This window comes from Caballeronia concitans, from assembly GCF_001544615.1.
Classification (GTDB): domain Bacteria; phylum Pseudomonadota; class Gammaproteobacteria; order Burkholderiales; family Burkholderiaceae; genus Caballeronia; species Caballeronia concitans.
In genome coordinates this window covers 134,930-151,647 of record NZ_FCNV02000002.1, presented here as the reverse complement: position 1 = coordinate 151,647, position 16,718 = coordinate 134,930, and the positions used below count along the sequence as shown (strand labels likewise).

The following is a 16,718-nucleotide window of genomic DNA, read 5'->3' as shown; positions in this document are numbered from 1 at the left end:
TGTACTGACACGACGCGAGGCACTGCTCGCGACGCATAAGCAGCTAGATGTATAAAAGTTGTCTAGGAATAGTATTAAGCTGTATCTTTGCTGTCAACCAAAAGTGCGTACAATAAATGCACGTTCAACGCGTTCGAAGAGGAATTGAGTGATGACCCCCGCGATTCCCGGCGCTGTGGCGGAAACCGACGACCCCGCTGGCGGCACGTTCGATACCGGCACGCTAGGCGAGCGTGTCGCAGAAAAGCTCGTCGCGAAGATTCGGGAGGAGGGAATTGCACCGGGCACCCGCTTGCCGTCGGAGCACGCGATGGCGCAGCATTTCGGGGTGAGCCGCACGATCATGCGCGAGGCTATTGCGCTTCTGAAAGCCGACGGCTTGCTGACCACGCGCAAGGGCAGCGGCGCGTTCGTTTGCAAGACGGCGCTTCCGCGCGCGGCAAGGGGCGACCCGTTGACGGAGCAATCCGTGCAGTCGCTGCTGAATCTGACTGAAGTTCGTCGCGGTCTCGAAGCGGAGATCGCCGCGCTTGCCGCGGTGCGCCGTACGCCCGGGCAACTTGCGGCTATCGAGCACGCGCTGCGCGGCGTCGAAGATGCGATGCGCGCTGGCGGCGACGGTGTCGAGGAAGACGTGCGATTTCACCTGTGCATCGCCGAGGCGACTGGCAATCCTTATTGGGTGCGTTTTGTCGAGATGTTCACGCAGCAGATTCGCCTTGCTGTGAAGGTCACGCGCGCCAACGAAGCGCGTCGACTGGATTTCATGAATCAGGTGCGCGAAGAGCACGAAAGAATCGTCGCGGCGCTTGCCGCCGGCGATGCGGATCGGGCGCGCGCGGCAGCAGGCGACCACATGTTGTGCGTCGCCGAACGCGTGCGGCTTGCGGACCGCGACTTCTGGGCGGGAAGCGGCGGCGAGCTGGCGAGAGACCTCGTGAGCAGTTTTGGTCGGTGAGACGCGCAGCGGTGCATGAACCGGCATCAGCTGGCTTCCGGCTCTCAGCGCTTCGATGTCGTTTGATACCTGCTTTGCGGACGTCGGGTGTGGCAGCCAGGCTATGCGAGACACCATCGCCTATACGTCGGACCCGGAGGTAGTCTCGATCGTTGGTGTGGTTTACGGCGGACAAGATTCCAACTGGCGCTTAGCCTTGGTGAGGATCAGTGACCACAAGGTCGACAGCGAATGACGGTTGTCGCAGCAACGGGCCCGTTGTTAAATTGACATAATGTAATTTAGCGCATTTTCTGTTGTAGGTCGCAAGTTCAAATGTCGGGTTTGGGGGCGCGTTGGAAATGTCCGATTTTCGCCCTTGGGCGCAAGCTGGTTTGATGCGTCGTCGCATCGGGCGGCGAGTGCCGATCGACGCGCGTTCATACGTTCAAGCATTGAGCAGCGATGCTCCGAGTCCATCCATTCATGCAATCAGCAACGATCTGACTCCTTCGCCGTCCTCACATCGCTCCCTCACCACGCGCCGCTTCGCGCAAATAATGCGCCGTGCGGCTCCCCGCATGGCGTGCCACGACGCCCGGTCCGCCCGCCGCCACGATCGTGCCGCCGTTTTCCCCCGCGCCCGGGCCGATATCGATCACCCAGTCGCTTGCGGCCGCGACGCGCATGTCATGCTCCACGACCACCACGGTGTTGCCCGCATCGACGAGGCCCTGTAGCTGCGTCATCAGACGGTCCACGTCGGTGGGATGCAAACCTGTGGTCGGCTCATCGAGGATATACAGCGTGTCCGCACGATGCGCGCGCTGCAGTTCCGTCGCCAGCTTGATGCGCTGCGCCTCGCCGCCCGACAGTTCCGTCGCAGGCTGGCCAAGCCGCAGATAACCGAGGCCGATGTCGCGCAGCACGCCCAGCGCGCGCATCACGGCGGGTTCATCGGCGAAAAAATCACAGGCGGCATCCACGCTCATGCCGAGCACGTCGGCAATGTTCTTGCCGCGCCATTCGATTTCCAGCGTCTGCGGGTTATAGCGCGAGCCGTGACAGGTCGAGCATGACGTGTACACGCTCGGCAGAAACAGCAGTTCGACGCTCACGAAACCTTCGCCTTCGCATGTCGGGCAGCGCCCCTGCGCGACATTGAACGAGAAGCGGCCTGCGCCGTAGCGGCGCTTCCGCGCGCCGGGCGTATCCGCGAAGAGCTTGCGGACGTGGTCGAACAAGCCCGTGTAAGTCGCGAGATTGGAACGCGGCGTGCGGCCAATCGGTTTCTGATCGACGCGCACGAGACGCTTCACAGTCTCCATGCCTTCGACGATCCGCCCGTCCGCCATCGTTTCGACGGTGGCGAGGAGCGGGTCCTTCTCTTCGTCGCCGGGATCGTCGAGCGAGCGGCCGAGCCGTTCCGCGACGAGTTCCGGCAGCGCCTGACTCACGAGGCTCGACTTGCCCGAGCCGGAAATGCCGGTCACCGTCGTGAACGAGCCGAGCGGAAACGCCGCATCGATGCCATGCAGATTGTTGCGCGTGATGCCCGCGAGCCGCAGCCAGCCGCGCGCCTTGCGCGGCTCACGCGACCGGCGCTCGCGTTCGCCGAACAGATGCTTGCGCGTCTGCGATGCCTCGACGCCGGCGAGTCCCGCCGGCGGCCCGCTGTAGAGCACTACGCCGCCCCGCTCTCCCGCTGCGGGACCGACATCCACGAGCCAGTCGGCGCGGCGCATCGTGTTCAGATCGTGTTCGATCACGAAGAGCGAATTGCCCGCCGACTTCAGGCGCTGCAAGGCGGCGAAAAGCGCTTCGCTGTCGGCGGGATGCAGGCCGGCGGACGGCTCGTCGAGCACATACACGACGCCGAAAAGTTGCGAAGCCAGTTGCGTCGCGAGCCGCAGGCGCTGCAGTTCGCCCGATGACAGCGTCGGCGTGGCGCGATCGAGCGAGAGATAGCCCAGGCCGAGATCCGTCAGCGTGCGGATGCGCTCCAGCAATTCCGCCGCGATCCGTTCGGCGGCAGCGCGTTTCTCGTCGGAGAGATTGGGCGTGGCGCGCACATCGGGCGCCGCCTTGTGCGCCGAACCGCCCGCCGCCACGCGCCTGGCCGTCGCCGCGCGGCGCGCATCGCGGTTCAGGACGTGGCCGTCGGCATCGGATTCAGGCCATTCGCCGCGCGCGATCGGGCCGAGCAGTTCGGCCAGGCGGCTGAGCGGCAGGCGCGAAAACTCGGCGATATCGAGTCCCGCGAAGGTCACCGACAATGCCTCTTTCTTGAGCCGCTTGCCGTGACACGCGGCGCAGTCGCTGCCCACCATGAAACGCGAGACACGCTTCTTCATGAGCGCGCTTTGCGTATGCGCGAAAGTGTGCAGGATATAGCGGCGCGCGCCCGTGAAAGTGCCCTGATAGCTCGGCTCCGCGCCGCGCTTCAACGCCGCCTGCGTTTCCTTCGGCGTGAGGCCGGCATAGACCGGCACGGTCGGCGATTCTTCCGTGAAGAGAATCCAGTCGCGATCCTTCTTCGGCAAGTCACGCCACGGTTTGTCCACGTCATAGCCGAGCGTCACGAGGATGTCGCGAAGATTCTGCCCGTGCCACGCAGGCGGCCATGCCGCGATGGCGCGTTCGCGGATCGTGAGTGTGTCGTCGGGCACCATCGACTTTTCGGTGACTTCGTACACGCGTCCGAGTCCATGACAAACCGGGCACGCGCCCTGGACCGTGTTCGGCGAGAAGTCTTCGGCGTACAGCATCGGCTGCTTCGGCGGGTAACTGCCGGTGCGCGAGTAGAGCATGCGCACGAGGCTGGAAAGCGTCGTCACGCTGCCGACCGATGACCGCGCGTTCGGCGCGCCACGCTGCTGCTGAAGCGCGACGGCGGGCGGCAGACCTTCGATCGAATCGACCTGCGGCACGCCCACCTGTTCGATGAGCCGCCGCGCATACGGCGCGACCGACTCGAAATAGCGCCGCTGCGCTTCCGCGTACAAGGTGCCGAACGCCAGCGATGACTTGCCCGAGCCGGACACGCCCGTGAAGACGACGAGCGCGTCGCGCGGCACATCGACATCGACGTTCTTCAGGTTGTGCTCGCGCGCGCCACGCACGCGCACGAAGCCCGTGAAAGCGGCGGTCGGAGACGATTCGGGGCTGACGGGCTTGTTTTTGCGAGCATCCATAGGGCGGCAAGCGTGATGGCGACCTTGAATGGGAGCAGGTGATGTGCCATCGCCTACTCTGAAGAGTCGCACGTGCAATGCTAGAAGCGCTCGGTCGCATAAAATGCCCAAAAGCCCGGCACCTAGCGATAGTCGATGTGACGTCGCAACGCCCGCCTCTCACCAGTCGACCCGCATGGCCATGAGCACACTTCCCTACCGCAGCGCCCTCATCGTTGGTGCCGGGCCCGGCATCAGCGGCTCTCTCACGCGGCGTCTGCGCGCCGAAAACATTCCGGTCGTCATCGCCGCGCGCAATGTCGGAAAGCTCGCGTCGCTCGTCGATGAAACCGGCGCGATCGCCCTGCCCGTCGATGCGTCCGATGCCGGCCAAATGGAAGCGCTCTTCGCCGAGACCGAAGCGCGCATCGGCGCGCCGGAAATCGTCGTCTACAACGCAAGCGGGCGCGTGCGCGGACCTATCGCGGAACTGGATGCCGAAGAAGTCGCGAAGGCGGTCGCCGTCTCGGCGCTCGGCGCGTTCCACGCCGTCCAGCAGGCCGCGCGTCGCATGATTCCGGCCGGCCACGGCGCGATCCTGCTGACGGGCGCGACTGCGGGCATCAAAGGCTACGCGCTGTCCGCGCCCTTCGCGATGGGCAAGTTCGCGCTGCGCGGCCTCGCGCAAAGCGCCGCGCGCGAACTCGCGCCGAAGGGCATCCACGTCGCACATTTCGTCATCGACGGCGGCGTGCGCGCGGAGCATCGCGCCGATCCGCCCGACGCGCCCGACAGCACGCTCGATCCCGACGCCATCGCGCAAACCTATCTCGATGTGCTGCGCCAGCATCGCAGCGCGTGGACGTGGGAAATGGAACTGCGGCCGTGGGTGGAGAAGTTCTGAAGCGTCACGCGCTCGCGACAAGCCGGCCGATTCGCCCGGCCATCGCGCAGTCGACCGGCGTGGAGACGATCATGCCGGGACCCGGCCTGCCATCGACGGAAAGCGCCGAAGAGTCCAGCTCGACCGATCCGAGCGCCGGATGCTTCAGCCGCTTGATGCCGCCGTGCAAGATTTTCGCCGCCCCGTGCATCTTCTACGTAGCTCGTTGCAATCCACGAGCGTCATGAACCGCTTGAGCCGACTGATCGTTGCTTTCGACGCGCCACTCGCCAGCCAGCGTTTGATTCCCGCATGCAACATTTCTGAATCCATCGGCGCCGGCGAATCGACATGGCCGGTCTCATAGCGCTAATCGATCGGAGTGAGTTCGCAAACGTTAAACATCGCCGACATTTCGGTGAATACGTTCAACCGGGTCTAAAACCCTCAAATAGCCGATTCATAAATGAATCAAAACTCGTTTATCTAAATGATTCCATTTATCAATTGGTCCGCTCGTATGATCTTTGGCACGGCTCTCGCTTATGTATGACCAGGCACACGAAAACAGTCAGCACTGTCTGCGAGCGGACAGCGCGAGAGTGCAAGGGGCCGGTCGACACTTCAGCGAATCCAAAACCATCGCGAACGGAGAATCGGCCGGAGAATGAGAAGCGCAAGGCGCATAGACCAACGAGAGAGTATGTTGACCCTTCAGTCGGACCTGCACGGAAACCACTTATTAGGCGCACTTCCCGCACATGAATGGCAGGCGATCGCTTGCGATTTGGAACTTGTCCAATTACGCACGGGACAGTTGCTTTGTGATTCCGGGAAACGCATCCATCACGTCTACTTTCCCATTACCGCTGTCGTCACGCTTTTGCACACGATGGAAGACGGTGGCTGCGTCGAGGTCGCCGCAGTAGGCCGCGAGGGAATGACAGGCGTGCCGGTGCTGACCGGCGGCGATACGATGCCGACCCGTGTTCAGGTTCAAGGCGCAGGGTCCGCTTATCGAATGAGCGCGAACGCGCTGCGTCAGCACTTCAGCCGTTCCGACTTCCTGCGGCGCGTCACGCTCCTCTATATGCAGGCGCTATTGACGCAAGTGGCGCAGACGGCTGCCTGCAATCGTCACCATACGCTGAGCAAGCAGCTTTGCCGCTGGCTGCTCATCCAGTCCGATCGCACGCGGTCGGACGAAATGCGCGTGACGCAGCAACTGATCGCCGACATGCTGGGCGTGCGTCGTGAAGGCGTCACCGAGGCCGCAGGGAAGTTGCATGACGCAGGGCTCGTCCATAACAGCCGCGGCTGCATCAAGGTGCTGGACCGCGCCGCCCTGGAGGCCAGCGCCTGCGAGTGCTACGGCATCGTCAAGCGCGAGTTCGACCGCATGCTGCCGCGCATGCGTCAGACCGAGGAGCTTGTGTGACCGAGTTACTGGCGTGACGCTGAAGGGGGATCAGCGTCACGCCATCCAGATGGTCGGTTTCGAAAGGTGACCGACTTCATGACTTCATCGGCTTCATAGGCGCGACCGCGTCTGCATCGAACGAAAAGAGTCGCGGCATCGATCTGCTTCGATGCCGAAGCGACCGCGCATCTGCCCTAAGCCCACGAGCGGCATATCACTCCGCGACATCGACCGTCCCGCAGCGCTCGATCCACGCACTCATCTACCGAAGCATCATTCAACGGCGACCTGCCGACATTGATCGTCCTTCACAAGCTCCGCTGACATTGCAAACCCGCAAGAGCGATCAGCGCGCCAGCGCCTTTTCTCGTCGCCACGCACCAGTCTGACCGCATCGCGCACCGATTCGCTCGATCATCCGCACCGCGAACGCGCGGCAGCACCCATCTGGCGCACTGACGCGCCCTTCACGACCTGCGCACCGATATAGAAGCTTTTTTGACAAGGACAGCTTCTTATTTTGGATTGTGCATCATGCAATTCAGCAGCTACTTCACTTGACGAGACCTTGCGAGGAACGACATGAAGGGATCGAACGCAACCGCAGCCAGTACGTTCTCCGAGCCGCTGCGCGTGCGACAACTCAGTCACGGTTTCGAATCGCCCGACGGCTCGGCCGTGACCATCTTCGACAGACTCGACTTCTCCGTGGGACATGGCGAGATCGTGTCGATAGTCGGACGAAGCGGCGCAGGCAAGAGCACGCTCTTCAATCTCATCTCCGGCCTGCTCACGCCGCAATCAGGCGTGATATCGGTCGGCCAACGCGCGGACGGCGAAGCGGGCCGCATCGCCTATATGTTGCAGAAAGACCTGATGATGCCGTGGCGCACGGTGCTGCAAAACGCGCTGCTCGGCATCGAGCTGTATCGCAAGGTGCAGCCCGATGATGTCGCCTCTGCGCGGCAGATGCTCGCGCGCTACGGGCTCGGCGCGGTCGCGGATGCGTATCCGCATTCGCTCTCTGGCGGCATGCGGCAGCGCGTGGCGCTCACCCGGACATTGCTCGTCGATCCGACGCTCGTGCTGCTCGACGAACCCTTCTCCGCGCTCGACTACGAAACGCGTCTCGCGCTGGAAGACGACATCATCGCACTGAGTGCGCGAAGCGGCACGAGCGTCGTGCTCGTCACGCACGACATCGAAGAGGCCATCGCGATGAGCGATCGCGTGATCCTGCTTGGCGGGCGTCCCGCGCGCATCGAGGACCAGATCGAGATCGAGTTGACGACGCACGGACCGCGCACCGCCGTATCCGCGCGCGAGGCGCCCGAGTTCCGCGGCTATCACGCGCGGATCTGGAACGGCTTGCGCGGACAACCCACCTCTCGTAGCGCCGAAGCCGCTCAATCAAGCATTCCCGCAGGAGCCGTCCATGACTGAAGCCGTTCTCTCCACCGGCGTCACGCAGAAGAAAGCCGTGCGTCGCGAGCCCGCCAGGCTCGGCACGACGGGCGCCGTCGTCGGGATCGTCGTCGTGCTGGTCGTCGCCTGGCAACTCGCCGTCAGCTCGGGCTGGATCAACGGCAAGCTGCTCGGCTCGCCGTCCGGCATCTACGAGGCGGCCGTCATCGGCGCGACGCAAGGCACGCTCGCATACGACACGTGGGTCACGCTCTACGAAACGCTGGCGGGCCTCGCCATCGGCAGCGGCCTCGGCATCGCGTTGGGCTTGTTGCTGTGGTTTCTGCCGGCAGTCTCGGGCGTCGCCGAAGGTTTGTCCGTCATCCTCAACAGCATTCCGAAGATCGCGCTCGGGCCGCTTATCGTGATCTGGTTCGGCTCGGACGCCTCGTCGAAGATCTGGCTTGCCGGCATCTCCACGTTCGCCGTCGCGATGATCTCGTCGTGTGCCGCCGCGCGCGAAGTCGACAAGGACCTGCTCAATCTCTTCAAGTCGTTCAAGGCCAGGCCGTCGATGATCTTCGCGAAGCTCATCGTTCCGAGCGCGCTGCCGTGGATCTTCTCGACCCTGCGCGTGAACATCGGCTTCGCGCTGATCGGCGCGGTCGTCGGCGAATACATCGCATCGCAGTCGGGGCTCGGTCACGCGGTGTTCGTCGCGGGCTCGCTTTTCGATCTCAATACCGTCTGGCTCGGCATCATCGTGCTGACCCTGATGGCCTCGGTTCTCAGCTGGATCGTTCAACTCGCGGAAGCGAAGATTATTTCCTGGAAGAAAAAATGACGAAGACTCACGCTCTGCTCAACAGCATCGCGGCCGCCTGCGTGGTGGCATCCGGAATCGGCGCGACATGCGCGCAGGCCGCCGAGCCGGTCGTGATCTATCAGGCGTTTCAGTCGATCCAGTATCTGCCGCTCTACGTGGCCATCGACAAGGGCATCTTCGAGAAGAACGGTCTAGCCGTGCAAAAGGTCACGGCGGGCAGCGGCGCGGCGGGCGTCGCGGCAGTGATCGGCGGCCACGCGGATTTCTCGCTGCAAGACCCGATGACGGCGATGCTCGCGAACCTCAAGGGCGCATCGCTCGTGAACGTCGCGAACGTCGTCGCGGGCGTGCCGGTTTGGGTGATCGCGCCGAAGGATTCGACGGTCAAAGGCGTCGGCGATCTCGCGGGCAAGAGCGTGGCGACCGCGCTGCCGCCATCGACGAGCACGTATCTGCTGCAACGGCTCATCAGCGAACAGAAGCTCGCGGACGTGAAGATGAACACCGTGCAGATCGGCACCGAACTCGCGCCGGTGACCGCGGGCCGCTCGGAAGCCGCCGCGCTCTACATGCCGCAAGCGGAAACGGGGCTGGCACAGGGTTACCGCATCGTGTATGCGTTCCCGAAAGCGTATCCGGGCGGCTACGCGTTCTCGACCATCGACACACTTGCCGCCACCATCAAGAGCAAGCCGAAGATGGTCGCCGCGTTCGTGAAGTCGATCGGCGAAGCCGAAGCGCTGATTCAGCAATCGCACGACACCGCGAAGAGCGTCGCGCGCGCCGAGTTTCCGTCGCTCGATCCGAAGATCGTCGATTCGGCGGTTCAGCGTCTCATCGACCAGAAGATCTACGCGGCCACGCCCGGCATTTCCGAGCAGGCCTTCCGCAATGCGCTCGATCTGCAGGAGTCGATCGGCAACATCAAGCCCGGCGCGATCACGTATGCGAACGGCGTCGACAACACGTTCGCTGCAGCCACGAGCAAGTGACGATGAATCGACTCGCGCCCTCATTGCTCGCGACACTGCTCGCGAATCGTAACGACGAAGCCGCCGCGCGTGCCACGCTGCTCGATGCGCAGGCCCGCGCCGATGCGCTGGAGCCGTGGCTGCGCGCGTTCGTGCATCGGCCCGACCGATACGATTTCGGCGACGCCCGTGCGCGTCCGCTCGCGGGCGTGCCAATCGGCGTCAAGGATCTCGCCGATACCGCCGACATGCCGACGCGCTACGGCTCGCCGGCTTACGACGGGCATCGGCCCGAGCGCGACGCGCGCATCGTCGCGATGATCCGCGCGCTCGGCGGCACGGTCTTCGGCAAGACCGCGACCACCGAGTTCGCCTGGCGCGGACCGGCGGCGACGGTCAACCCCTGGAACCGCGCGCACACGCCGGGCGGCTCGTCGAGCGGATCAGCGGCGGCGGTCGCGGCGGGCATCGTGCCGCTGGCCATCGGCACGCAGACGGTCGGCTCGATCATTCGCCCGGCCGCGTATTGCGGTGTCGTCGGCTACAAGCCGTCGTATCGCGCGGTGCCGACAGAAGGCGTGCATCCGCTGGCGGCATCGCTCGATCACGTCGGCTTCTTCGCGCGGTCGGTCGAAGACGTGGCGATCGCGCATGCGCTGTTCGTCGAAGGCGCGCCGCAAGCGGTCGAAAGCGAAGCGGCGTGGCGCGATCACTTTCCGCGCGGCACGTCCGCGCTCACGCTCGGCGTCGTTCGCACGCCGTTCTGGGACGAGCTGATCGCGCCGCATCAACGCAGCAGCTTCGATGCGTCGCTGCGGAAGCTGAGCGGAGGCGGCGCGCGCATCGTCGAACTGGACTATGGCGCCGACCTGCCGCAGATGCGCGAAGCGACGCTGACGATTCTCGCGGTCGAGGCGTATCGCGCCATCGGCGATGTCGCCGCGCGCGCGCCCGCTCTGATGAGCGAGCACATGCGCCTGCTGCTGGCGGAAGGCGAAGCGATGCCGCTCGCGCGGTACCAGCAGGCGTTGCTGCTGCAGGCGCAGGTGCGCGCGCAGTCCGCCGCGCTGATGCAAGGCTGCAACGCGCTCGTGACCTTGCCCGCCAGCGGTGAAGCGCCTCACGGACACGCCGATACCGGCGACGCCCGCTTCTGCGCGCCGTGGAGTCTCATGGGCGCGCCCGCGGTCAATGTGCCGTCCGGCTGGAGCGATGCGAATCTGCCGCTCGGCTTTCAGATCGTCGGCGCTTTCGGCGATGACGCGAAACTGCTGCGCGTTGCCGCGCGCATCGAAGGCATGCTGAAGTTCGAAGGACGCGTCGTCACCGATTGATTCACCGTTCCACCGGATGCGGCTCGCGCAACTTCTTCGCCACGCGCGCCGCCTCGAAATACGACGCGTTCGGCGGACGCTTCAGGTATTGCCCCGCACCGCGCACCGCGCGCAAGTCGCCATCGGTCCAGGCCAGCGCGCCGCGCGTGAGCGTGTGCGTCGCCACGCCTTGCACGGTCATGCCCTCGAAGACGTTGAAGTCGACCTTTTGATGATGCGTCTTCACGGATATCGTTCGCGTGGCCTTCGGGTCCCACACGACGAGATCGGCATCCGCGCCGACCTGCACCGCGCCCTTGCGCGGATAGAGATTGAAAATCTGCGCGGCGTTCGTCGATGTGACGCGCACGAACTCGTTCGGCGTGAGCCGCCCCATGTTGACGCCGTGATGCCACAGCACCGACATGCGATCTTCCACCCCGCCGCATCCGTTGGGAATCTTCGTGAAGTCATCGCGCCCCATCGCCTTTTGCGATGCGCAGAACACGCAATGATCGGTCGCCGTGGTGTGAAGCTGACCGGATTGCAGGCCGCGCCACAGCGCCTCGCGATGCTCGCCCGTGCGGAACGGCGGACTCATCACGTGCGCGGCCGCGCGCGTCCAGTCGGGGTCGCGATAGACGGATTCGTCGATGACGAGATGCCCCGGCAGCACTTCGCCGAACACGCGCAGACCGTCGTTGCGCGCGCGTGCGATGACATCGACCGCATCTTTTGCCGATACATGCACGATGTATATCGGCACGCCGAGCACTTGTGCGATGCGTATCGCGCGATTCGCGGCTTCTCCCTCGACTTCGGGCGGGCGCGACAACGGATGCGCTTCCGGTCCTCTGAACCCCTTCGCGAGCAGTTGCTTCTGCAGCTGAAAGACCAGCTCGCCGTTTTCGGCGTGAACCGTCGGCAGCGCGCCGAGTTCTAGCGAGCGCGTGAAGCTGTTCACGAGCACTTCGTCGTCGGCCATGATTGCGTTCTTGTACGCCATGAAGTGCTTGAAGCTCGATACGCCGTGTTCGTGGACGAGCAGTCCCATATCGCGATGAACCGACTCGTCCCACCACGTCACGGCGACGTGAAAGCCATAATCCGCCGATGCCTTCTCGGCCCAGCCGCGCCATTGCCTGAACGCATCCATGAGCGGCTCTTTCGGACTCGGAATCACGAAGTCGATGATGCTCGTCGTGCCGCCCGACAGCCCCGCCGCGGTGCCGGTGTAGAAGTCGTCGCTCGCGGTCGTGCCCATGAAAGGCAGTTCCATATGCGTGTGCGGATCGATGCCGCCGGGCATCACGTACTGATCGGCGGCGTCGATCTGTTGCGTGTTCGATGGCGCGTCGAGGTTCTCGCCTATCGCGAGAATCTTGCCGCCGTCTTGCGGATCGGCGCATAGCACGTCGGACCGGTAGGTGCGGTCAGCATCGATGATGGTTCCGCCGCGAAGCAATATGGGCATCGTCACGTTCCTCCATTCACGTTCGGTGTCGCGCGTGCCGGCTAGGCTCGCATCATTCCCGCGCGCGGGCTTCCGCGCAGTTTCATCCAGCAGCCATAGACGACGGCCGCCAGCACGAGTCCGACGAACCACGCGTAGGTGTAAATCGTGTTGAAAACAGCGGGCACGCCGGCAAACGAAGCGGGAAACGCCGTGTGCAGGAAGCCCGGCAGATTCGGCAAGACGCCGACCACCAAGGCCCCGACCGCCGCCATGTTCCAGCCGTTGCTGTAGCTGTATTCGCCGTTTTCGTCGAAGAGTTCGCGCGAATCGAGGCGCGTGCCGCGAATGAAGAAGTAATCGACCATCATGATGCCGGCGACGGGTCCGAGCAACGCCGAGTAGCCGACGAGCCACGTGAAGATATAGCCCTGCGTGGTCGCGAGAATCTTCCACGGCATCATGACGATGGCGATCGTGGCCGTGATCATGCCGCCCGCGCGATACGAAATGCCCTTCGGCCACAGACTCGAAAAGTCATACGCGGGGCCGACGAGATTCGCCGCGAGATTGCAGCACATGGTGTCGAGCGTGAGAATCACCAGCGCAACGCCGACGCCGATGCCCGTCATGCGGCTCGTCAGATCGATGGGGTCCCATACGGCCTTGCCATAGATGACCACCGTCGCCGACGTCACCACGACCGAGATGACCGAGAGCAAGGCCATCGGCGCGGGCAAGCCGATCGACTGGCCGATCACCTGATCGCGCTGCGAGCGTGCGAAGCGCGTGAAGTCGGGAATATTGAGCGCGAGCGTCGCCCAGAAGCCGACCATTGCCGTGAGGCCCGGCCAGAACGTCGCCCAGAACAGCCCCTCTTTCTTGCCGCCCGCGACGAATTGCGAAGGCGCGGACAACATCGAACCGATGCCGCCCGCCTTCGACGTCGCCCACCACACGAGCACGACGCACATCACGACCTTGATCGGCGCCGACCAGCTTTCGAGCCAGCGAATGGAATCCGTCCCGTGCACGATGAAGTAGATCTGCAACGCCCAGAAGACGAGAAAGCATGCAAGCTGCCCGACGGAAATGTCGAGAAACGGCAATGCCGCGCCATGCAGGGCGTTACCGGTGAGAATATTCAGAAGCGTATAAATGGCGCTGCCGCCGAGCCATGTCTGAATGCCATACCAGCCGCACGCCACGATCGCGCGCAGCAGCGCAGGCAATTTCGCGCCCTGCGTGCCGAACGACGAGCGCACGAGCACCGCATACGGAATGCCGTGCTTCGCGCCCGCATGACCGATGAGCAACATGGGCACGAGCACGATGACATTGCCGAGCAGCACGGTCGCGACCGCCTGCCACGGCGACATGCCCTGCTCCGTGAGTCCCGCCGCCAACATGTACGACGCGATGTTCATCACCATGCCGACCCACAACGCCGCGAAGTGATACCACTTCCAGGTGCGCTGCGCGGGACCCGTGGGCGCGAGGTCGTCGTTGTACAAGCTGCTGCGTGTTTCGACATCGAAGTCATGCGCTGTCTGATTCATCGGATGCACTCCGGCGGTGAGGTTCAAATGACGAGCGCTGCAATTGATTTATTTTTTATGCGGCCTTGGCGGGTTCTTCGGTGTCCACGCGCGCGGGATTGTTCGGATGCGTCGTCCAGTTCGCGTATTCGCCGGCATCGACCCGCTCCATCGTGATGCATTGCTCGACCGGGCACACGTGCATGCACAGATTGCAGCCGACGCATTCGGCATCGACGACTTCGAAATGACGCACGCCGTCCTTCTCTTTCGTAATGGCCTGATGCGATGTGTCTTCGCAAGCGATATGACACAGGCCGCACTTGATGCACTTGTCCTGATCGATACGCGCCTTGATGTCGTACTTGAGATTGAGGTATTTCCAGTCCGTGACGTTCGGCACGGCGCGGCCGCGAATGTCGTCGAGCGTGGCGTAGCCCTTCTCGTCCATCCAGTTCGAAAGGCCGTCCGCGAGATCGGACACGATCCGGAAGCCGTAATGCATCGCCGCCGTGCAGACCTGCACGCTGCCCGCGCCGAGCACGATGAACTCCGCCGCATCGCGCCAGTTCGAAATACCGCCGATGCCGGAGATCGGCAGGTTGGGCGTCTCCTTGTCGCGCGCGATCTCCGCCACCATGTTGAGCGCGATAGGCTTCACCGCCGGTCCGCAATACCCGCCGTGCGTGCCCTTGCCATCGACGGTCGGCATCGGCGCCATCTGGTCGAGATCCACCGCGACGATGGAGTTGATCGTATTGATGAGCGAAACGCCGTCCGCACCGCCCTTGTACGCCGCCCGCGAGCCCATGCGGATATCGCTGATGTTCGGCGTCAGCTTGACGAGGCACGGCAGCTTCGTCGCTTCCTTGACCCAGCGCGTGACCATCTCGACGTATTCGGGCACTTGTCCCACCGCCGCCCCCATGCCGCGCTCGCTCATGCCGTGCGGACAGCCGAAGTTCAGCTCCACGGCATCCGCGCCCGTGTCTTCCACTTGCGGCAGAATCCACTTCCAGTCGCTTTCGTTGCACGGAACCATCAGGGAGACGATCAGCGCGCGGTCAGGCCAGTCGCGCTTCACTTGCGCGATCTCGCGCAGGTTCACGTCGAGCGGGCGATCGGTGATCAATTCGATGTTGTTCAGCCCCGCGATGCGCTGCCCGTTCCACTGCACCGCGCCATAGCGCGAACTCACGTTGACGACGTGCGGATCGAGACCGAGCGTCTTCCATACGACGCCGCCCCAGCCGGCTTCGAACGCGCGGTTCACGTTGTAGGCCTTGTCGGTCGGCGGCGCGGACGCGAGCCAGAACGGATTCGGCGATGCAATGCCCGCGATGTTGCAAGTCAGATCGGCCATGTTCTCGTGTCCCCGTCAGGCGGCTTTGATGGCGGTAAGCGCGAACGACGCATCGATGGATGCCGCCGCGATCTTCCCGTCCTGCACGGCTTGCACCGTGAGATCGGGTCCCTCGTGCGTGGAGCAGTCGCCGCCGGCCCAGACCTTGGCGAGCGTCGTCTGACGGTTTTCGTCGATGACGATGCGCCCGCCGTCGAGCGTCAACAACTCCCGCGCAATGCCGACCGGGACCAGCGTTTGTCCGATCGCCTTCAACACCATGTCGGCATCGATGACGAAATGGCCGCCCGGGCCTTCGAATTCGACGCCCGTGACAAGTCCCGCATCGCCTAGCAAGCGCTTCGGACTCGCGTGCGTCACGAGCGTCACGCCGCTTGTCTGCGCGAACTCGCGTTCGGCCCACGTCGCGCTCATGTGCTCGATGCCGCGCCTGTATGCCATCGTCACTGCTTGCGCGCCGAGCTTGCGGCTCTGCACGGCGGCGTCCACGGCGGTGTTGCCGCCGCCGATCACGACCACGCGCCGGCCCACCGGCACGCTCGCGAGGTCGTCGGCCTGGCGCACTTGTTCGATGAAATCGACCGCGTTCATCACGCCATGCAGCGCTTCCCCGTCGAGCGCGAGTTCACGCGTGCCCGCGAGACCGAACGCGATAAACACGGCATCGTATTGCTGACGCAGTTCATCGAGCGTGACGTCACGGCCGAGCGCGATGCCGTTCCTGAACTCGATGCCGCCTATCGCATGAAGCCACTCGATCTCGCGCTGCGCGAAGTCGTCCACTGTCTTGTAAGCCGCGATGCCGTATTCGTTGAGACCGCCCGGTTTCTCCCGCGCATCGAAGACCACCGCGCGATGCCCCGCCAGTGCGAGCCGATACGCACAGGCGAGCCCAGCCGGTCCCGCGCCGACGATCGCGATGCTTCGCCCCGTCTCGGGCGCACGCCGGAACAACGGCTCGCCGCGTGCCATCGCCCAGTCGGTTGCGTGACGTTGCAGCGCGCCGATTGCAACTGCTTCGTCATCCTGATGATTGCGCACACAGGCGCCTTCGCACAAGATTTCGGTCGGGCACACACGCGCGCACATGCCGCCGAGCGGATTGGCCGACAGAATATCGACCGCCGCGCCCTTCAAGTTGCCGTTGCCGATCTTGCGGATGAAGCCGGGTATGTCGATGTGCGTCGGGCACGCCTGCACGCAAGGCGCGTCATAGCAGTAATGGCAGCGGCTCGATGCAGCCGCCGCCGCGGTCGCGTCGAGCAGCGGCGCGACGTCCGCGAACTGGCACGCGAGCGCTTCCTGCGAGAGACGGTGCGGTGCGATATCGCCCGTTGTCTTGATGGTCATGCGCGTTCCCTCGTCGATATGAGGACGTGACTCGGCCCGTGCGGTCACGCGACCGCCGTTTCCGGACAAACAAACGAAGACCGCCGT

The 16,718-nt window shown here is 64.1% G+C and carries 13 protein-coding genes; 7 read left to right on the top strand and 6 right to left on the bottom strand.

The features are described 5' to 3' along the window. The first annotated feature begins 151 nt into the window (after window positions 1-151). The gene (locus tag AWB72_RS06785) at window positions 152-958 is read left to right on the top strand and encodes a FadR/GntR family transcriptional regulator (protein ID WP_052450135.1); all 807 of its coding nucleotides are present in this window, start codon (window positions 152-154) and stop codon (window positions 956-958) included. A 500-nt stretch (window positions 959-1,458) separates the two neighbouring features. On the opposite strand, the gene AWB72_RS06775 is transcribed toward AWB72_RS06785, so the two are convergent. Further along, window positions 1,459-4,131: an excinuclease ABC subunit UvrA gene (locus tag AWB72_RS06775; RefSeq protein WP_040053323.1), complete on the bottom strand. Its 2,673-nt coding sequence runs from the start codon at window positions 4,129-4,131 to the stop codon at window positions 1,459-1,461. Between the two features lie 181 nt (window positions 4,132-4,312). On the opposite strand from AWB72_RS06775, the gene AWB72_RS06770 reads away from it, so the two are divergent. After that, the gene (locus AWB72_RS06770; protein WP_040053383.1) at window positions 4,313-5,014 is read left to right on the top strand and encodes an SDR family NAD(P)-dependent oxidoreductase; all 702 of its coding nucleotides are present in this window, start codon (window positions 4,313-4,315) and stop codon (window positions 5,012-5,014) included. Between the two features lie 4 nt (window positions 5,015-5,018). Here the strand turns inward: AWB72_RS06770 and AWB72_RS06765 are convergent, their stop codons facing one another. Further along, entirely contained in the window at window positions 5,019-5,183 is a 165-nt protein-coding gene (locus AWB72_RS06765; protein WP_208863120.1) for a hypothetical protein, read from the bottom strand. A gap of 513 nt (window positions 5,184-5,696) precedes the next feature. Between AWB72_RS06765 and AWB72_RS06760 the strand changes: the two genes are divergently transcribed. The 5 genes from AWB72_RS06760 to AWB72_RS06740 all read left to right on the top strand — a co-directional run bounded on the left by AWB72_RS06760 (window position 5,697) and on the right by AWB72_RS06740 (window position 10,948). Further along, complete coding sequence (locus AWB72_RS06760; protein ID WP_040053384.1) at window positions 5,697-6,431, top strand: Crp/Fnr family transcriptional regulator; 735 nt, start codon at window positions 5,697-5,699, stop codon at window positions 6,429-6,431. Between the two features lie 564 nt (window positions 6,432-6,995). Continuing rightward, window positions 6,996-7,856 (top strand): ABC transporter ATP-binding protein, encoded by an 861-nt coding sequence (locus AWB72_RS06755; RefSeq protein ID WP_040053325.1) that lies wholly within the window; start codon window positions 6,996-6,998, stop codon window positions 7,854-7,856. Then, on the top strand, window positions 7,849-8,661 hold the full coding sequence (locus tag AWB72_RS06750; RefSeq protein WP_040053326.1) for an ABC transporter permease: 813 nt from the start codon (window positions 7,849-7,851) through the stop codon (window positions 8,659-8,661). Before AWB72_RS06755 ends, AWB72_RS06750 begins: the two co-directional genes overlap by 8 nt. Next, the gene (locus AWB72_RS06745) at window positions 8,658-9,635 is read left to right on the top strand and encodes an ABC transporter substrate-binding protein (protein ID WP_040053327.1); all 978 of its coding nucleotides are present in this window, start codon (window positions 8,658-8,660) and stop codon (window positions 9,633-9,635) included. The genes AWB72_RS06750 and AWB72_RS06745 overlap by 4 nt, the downstream gene beginning before the upstream one ends. A gap of 2 nt (window positions 9,636-9,637) precedes the next feature. Further along, window positions 9,638-10,948 (top strand): amidase, encoded by a 1,311-nt coding sequence (locus tag AWB72_RS06740; protein WP_040053328.1) that lies wholly within the window; start codon window positions 9,638-9,640, stop codon window positions 10,946-10,948. Window position 10,949: 1 nt separating this feature from the next. Here AWB72_RS06740 and hydA read toward each other — a convergent pair whose 3' ends face one another. Genes hydA through AWB72_RS06720 form a run of 4 tightly spaced genes read right to left on the bottom strand, consistent with a single transcriptional unit; the run spans window position 10,950 to window position 16,631 of the window. Beyond that, a complete protein-coding gene (gene hydA / locus AWB72_RS06735) occupies window positions 10,950-12,401 on the bottom strand; it encodes a dihydropyrimidinase (RefSeq protein WP_040053329.1) in 1,452 nt (483 codons plus the stop codon). Window positions 12,402-12,442: 41 nt separating this feature from the next. Beyond that, on the bottom strand, window positions 12,443-13,939 hold the full coding sequence (locus tag AWB72_RS06730) for an NCS1 family nucleobase:cation symporter-1 (protein ID WP_040053385.1): 1,497 nt from the start codon (window positions 13,937-13,939) through the stop codon (window positions 12,443-12,445). Between the two features lie 55 nt (window positions 13,940-13,994). Beyond that, a complete protein-coding gene (gene preA, locus AWB72_RS06725; RefSeq protein WP_040053330.1) occupies window positions 13,995-15,281 on the bottom strand; it encodes an NAD-dependent dihydropyrimidine dehydrogenase subunit PreA in 1,287 nt (428 codons plus the stop codon). Window positions 15,282-15,296: 15 nt separating this feature from the next. Then, entirely contained in the window at window positions 15,297-16,631 is a 1,335-nt protein-coding gene (locus AWB72_RS06720; RefSeq protein WP_040053331.1) for an NAD(P)-dependent oxidoreductase, read from the bottom strand. Window positions 16,632-16,718 lie beyond the last annotated feature (87 nt).

Excerpts from the sequence above, each read along its gene's own strand:
- AWB72_RS06785 (WP_052450135.1), top strand. The coding sequence starts at position 152 with ATGACCCCCGCGATTCCCGGCGCTGTGGCGGAAACCGACGACCCCGCT.
- AWB72_RS06775 (WP_040053323.1), bottom strand. The coding sequence starts at position 4,131 with ATGGATGCTCGCAAAAACAAGCCCGTCAGCCCCGAATCGTCTCCGACC.
- AWB72_RS06770 (WP_040053383.1), top strand. The coding sequence starts at position 4,313 with ATGAGCACACTTCCCTACCGCAGCGCCCTCATCGTTGGTGCCGGGCCC.
- AWB72_RS06760 (WP_040053384.1), top strand. The coding sequence starts at position 5,697 with ATGTTGACCCTTCAGTCGGACCTGCACGGAAACCACTTATTAGGCGCA.
- AWB72_RS06755 (WP_040053325.1), top strand. The coding sequence starts at position 6,996 with ATGAAGGGATCGAACGCAACCGCAGCCAGTACGTTCTCCGAGCCGCTG.
- AWB72_RS06750 (WP_040053326.1), top strand. The coding sequence starts at position 7,849 with ATGACTGAAGCCGTTCTCTCCACCGGCGTCACGCAGAAGAAAGCCGTG.
- AWB72_RS06745 (WP_040053327.1), top strand. The coding sequence starts at position 8,658 with ATGACGAAGACTCACGCTCTGCTCAACAGCATCGCGGCCGCCTGCGTG.
- AWB72_RS06740 (WP_040053328.1), top strand. The coding sequence starts at position 9,638 with ATGAATCGACTCGCGCCCTCATTGCTCGCGACACTGCTCGCGAATCGT.
- hydA (WP_040053329.1), bottom strand. The coding sequence starts at position 12,401 with ATGCCCATATTGCTTCGCGGCGGAACCATCATCGATGCTGACCGCACC.
- AWB72_RS06730 (WP_040053385.1), bottom strand. The coding sequence starts at position 13,939 with ATGAATCAGACAGCGCATGACTTCGATGTCGAAACACGCAGCAGCTTG.
- preA (WP_040053330.1), bottom strand. The coding sequence starts at position 15,281 with ATGGCCGATCTGACTTGCAACATCGCGGGCATTGCATCGCCGAATCCG.
- AWB72_RS06720 (WP_040053331.1), bottom strand. The coding sequence starts at position 16,631 with ATGACCATCAAGACAACGGGCGATATCGCACCGCACCGTCTCTCGCAG.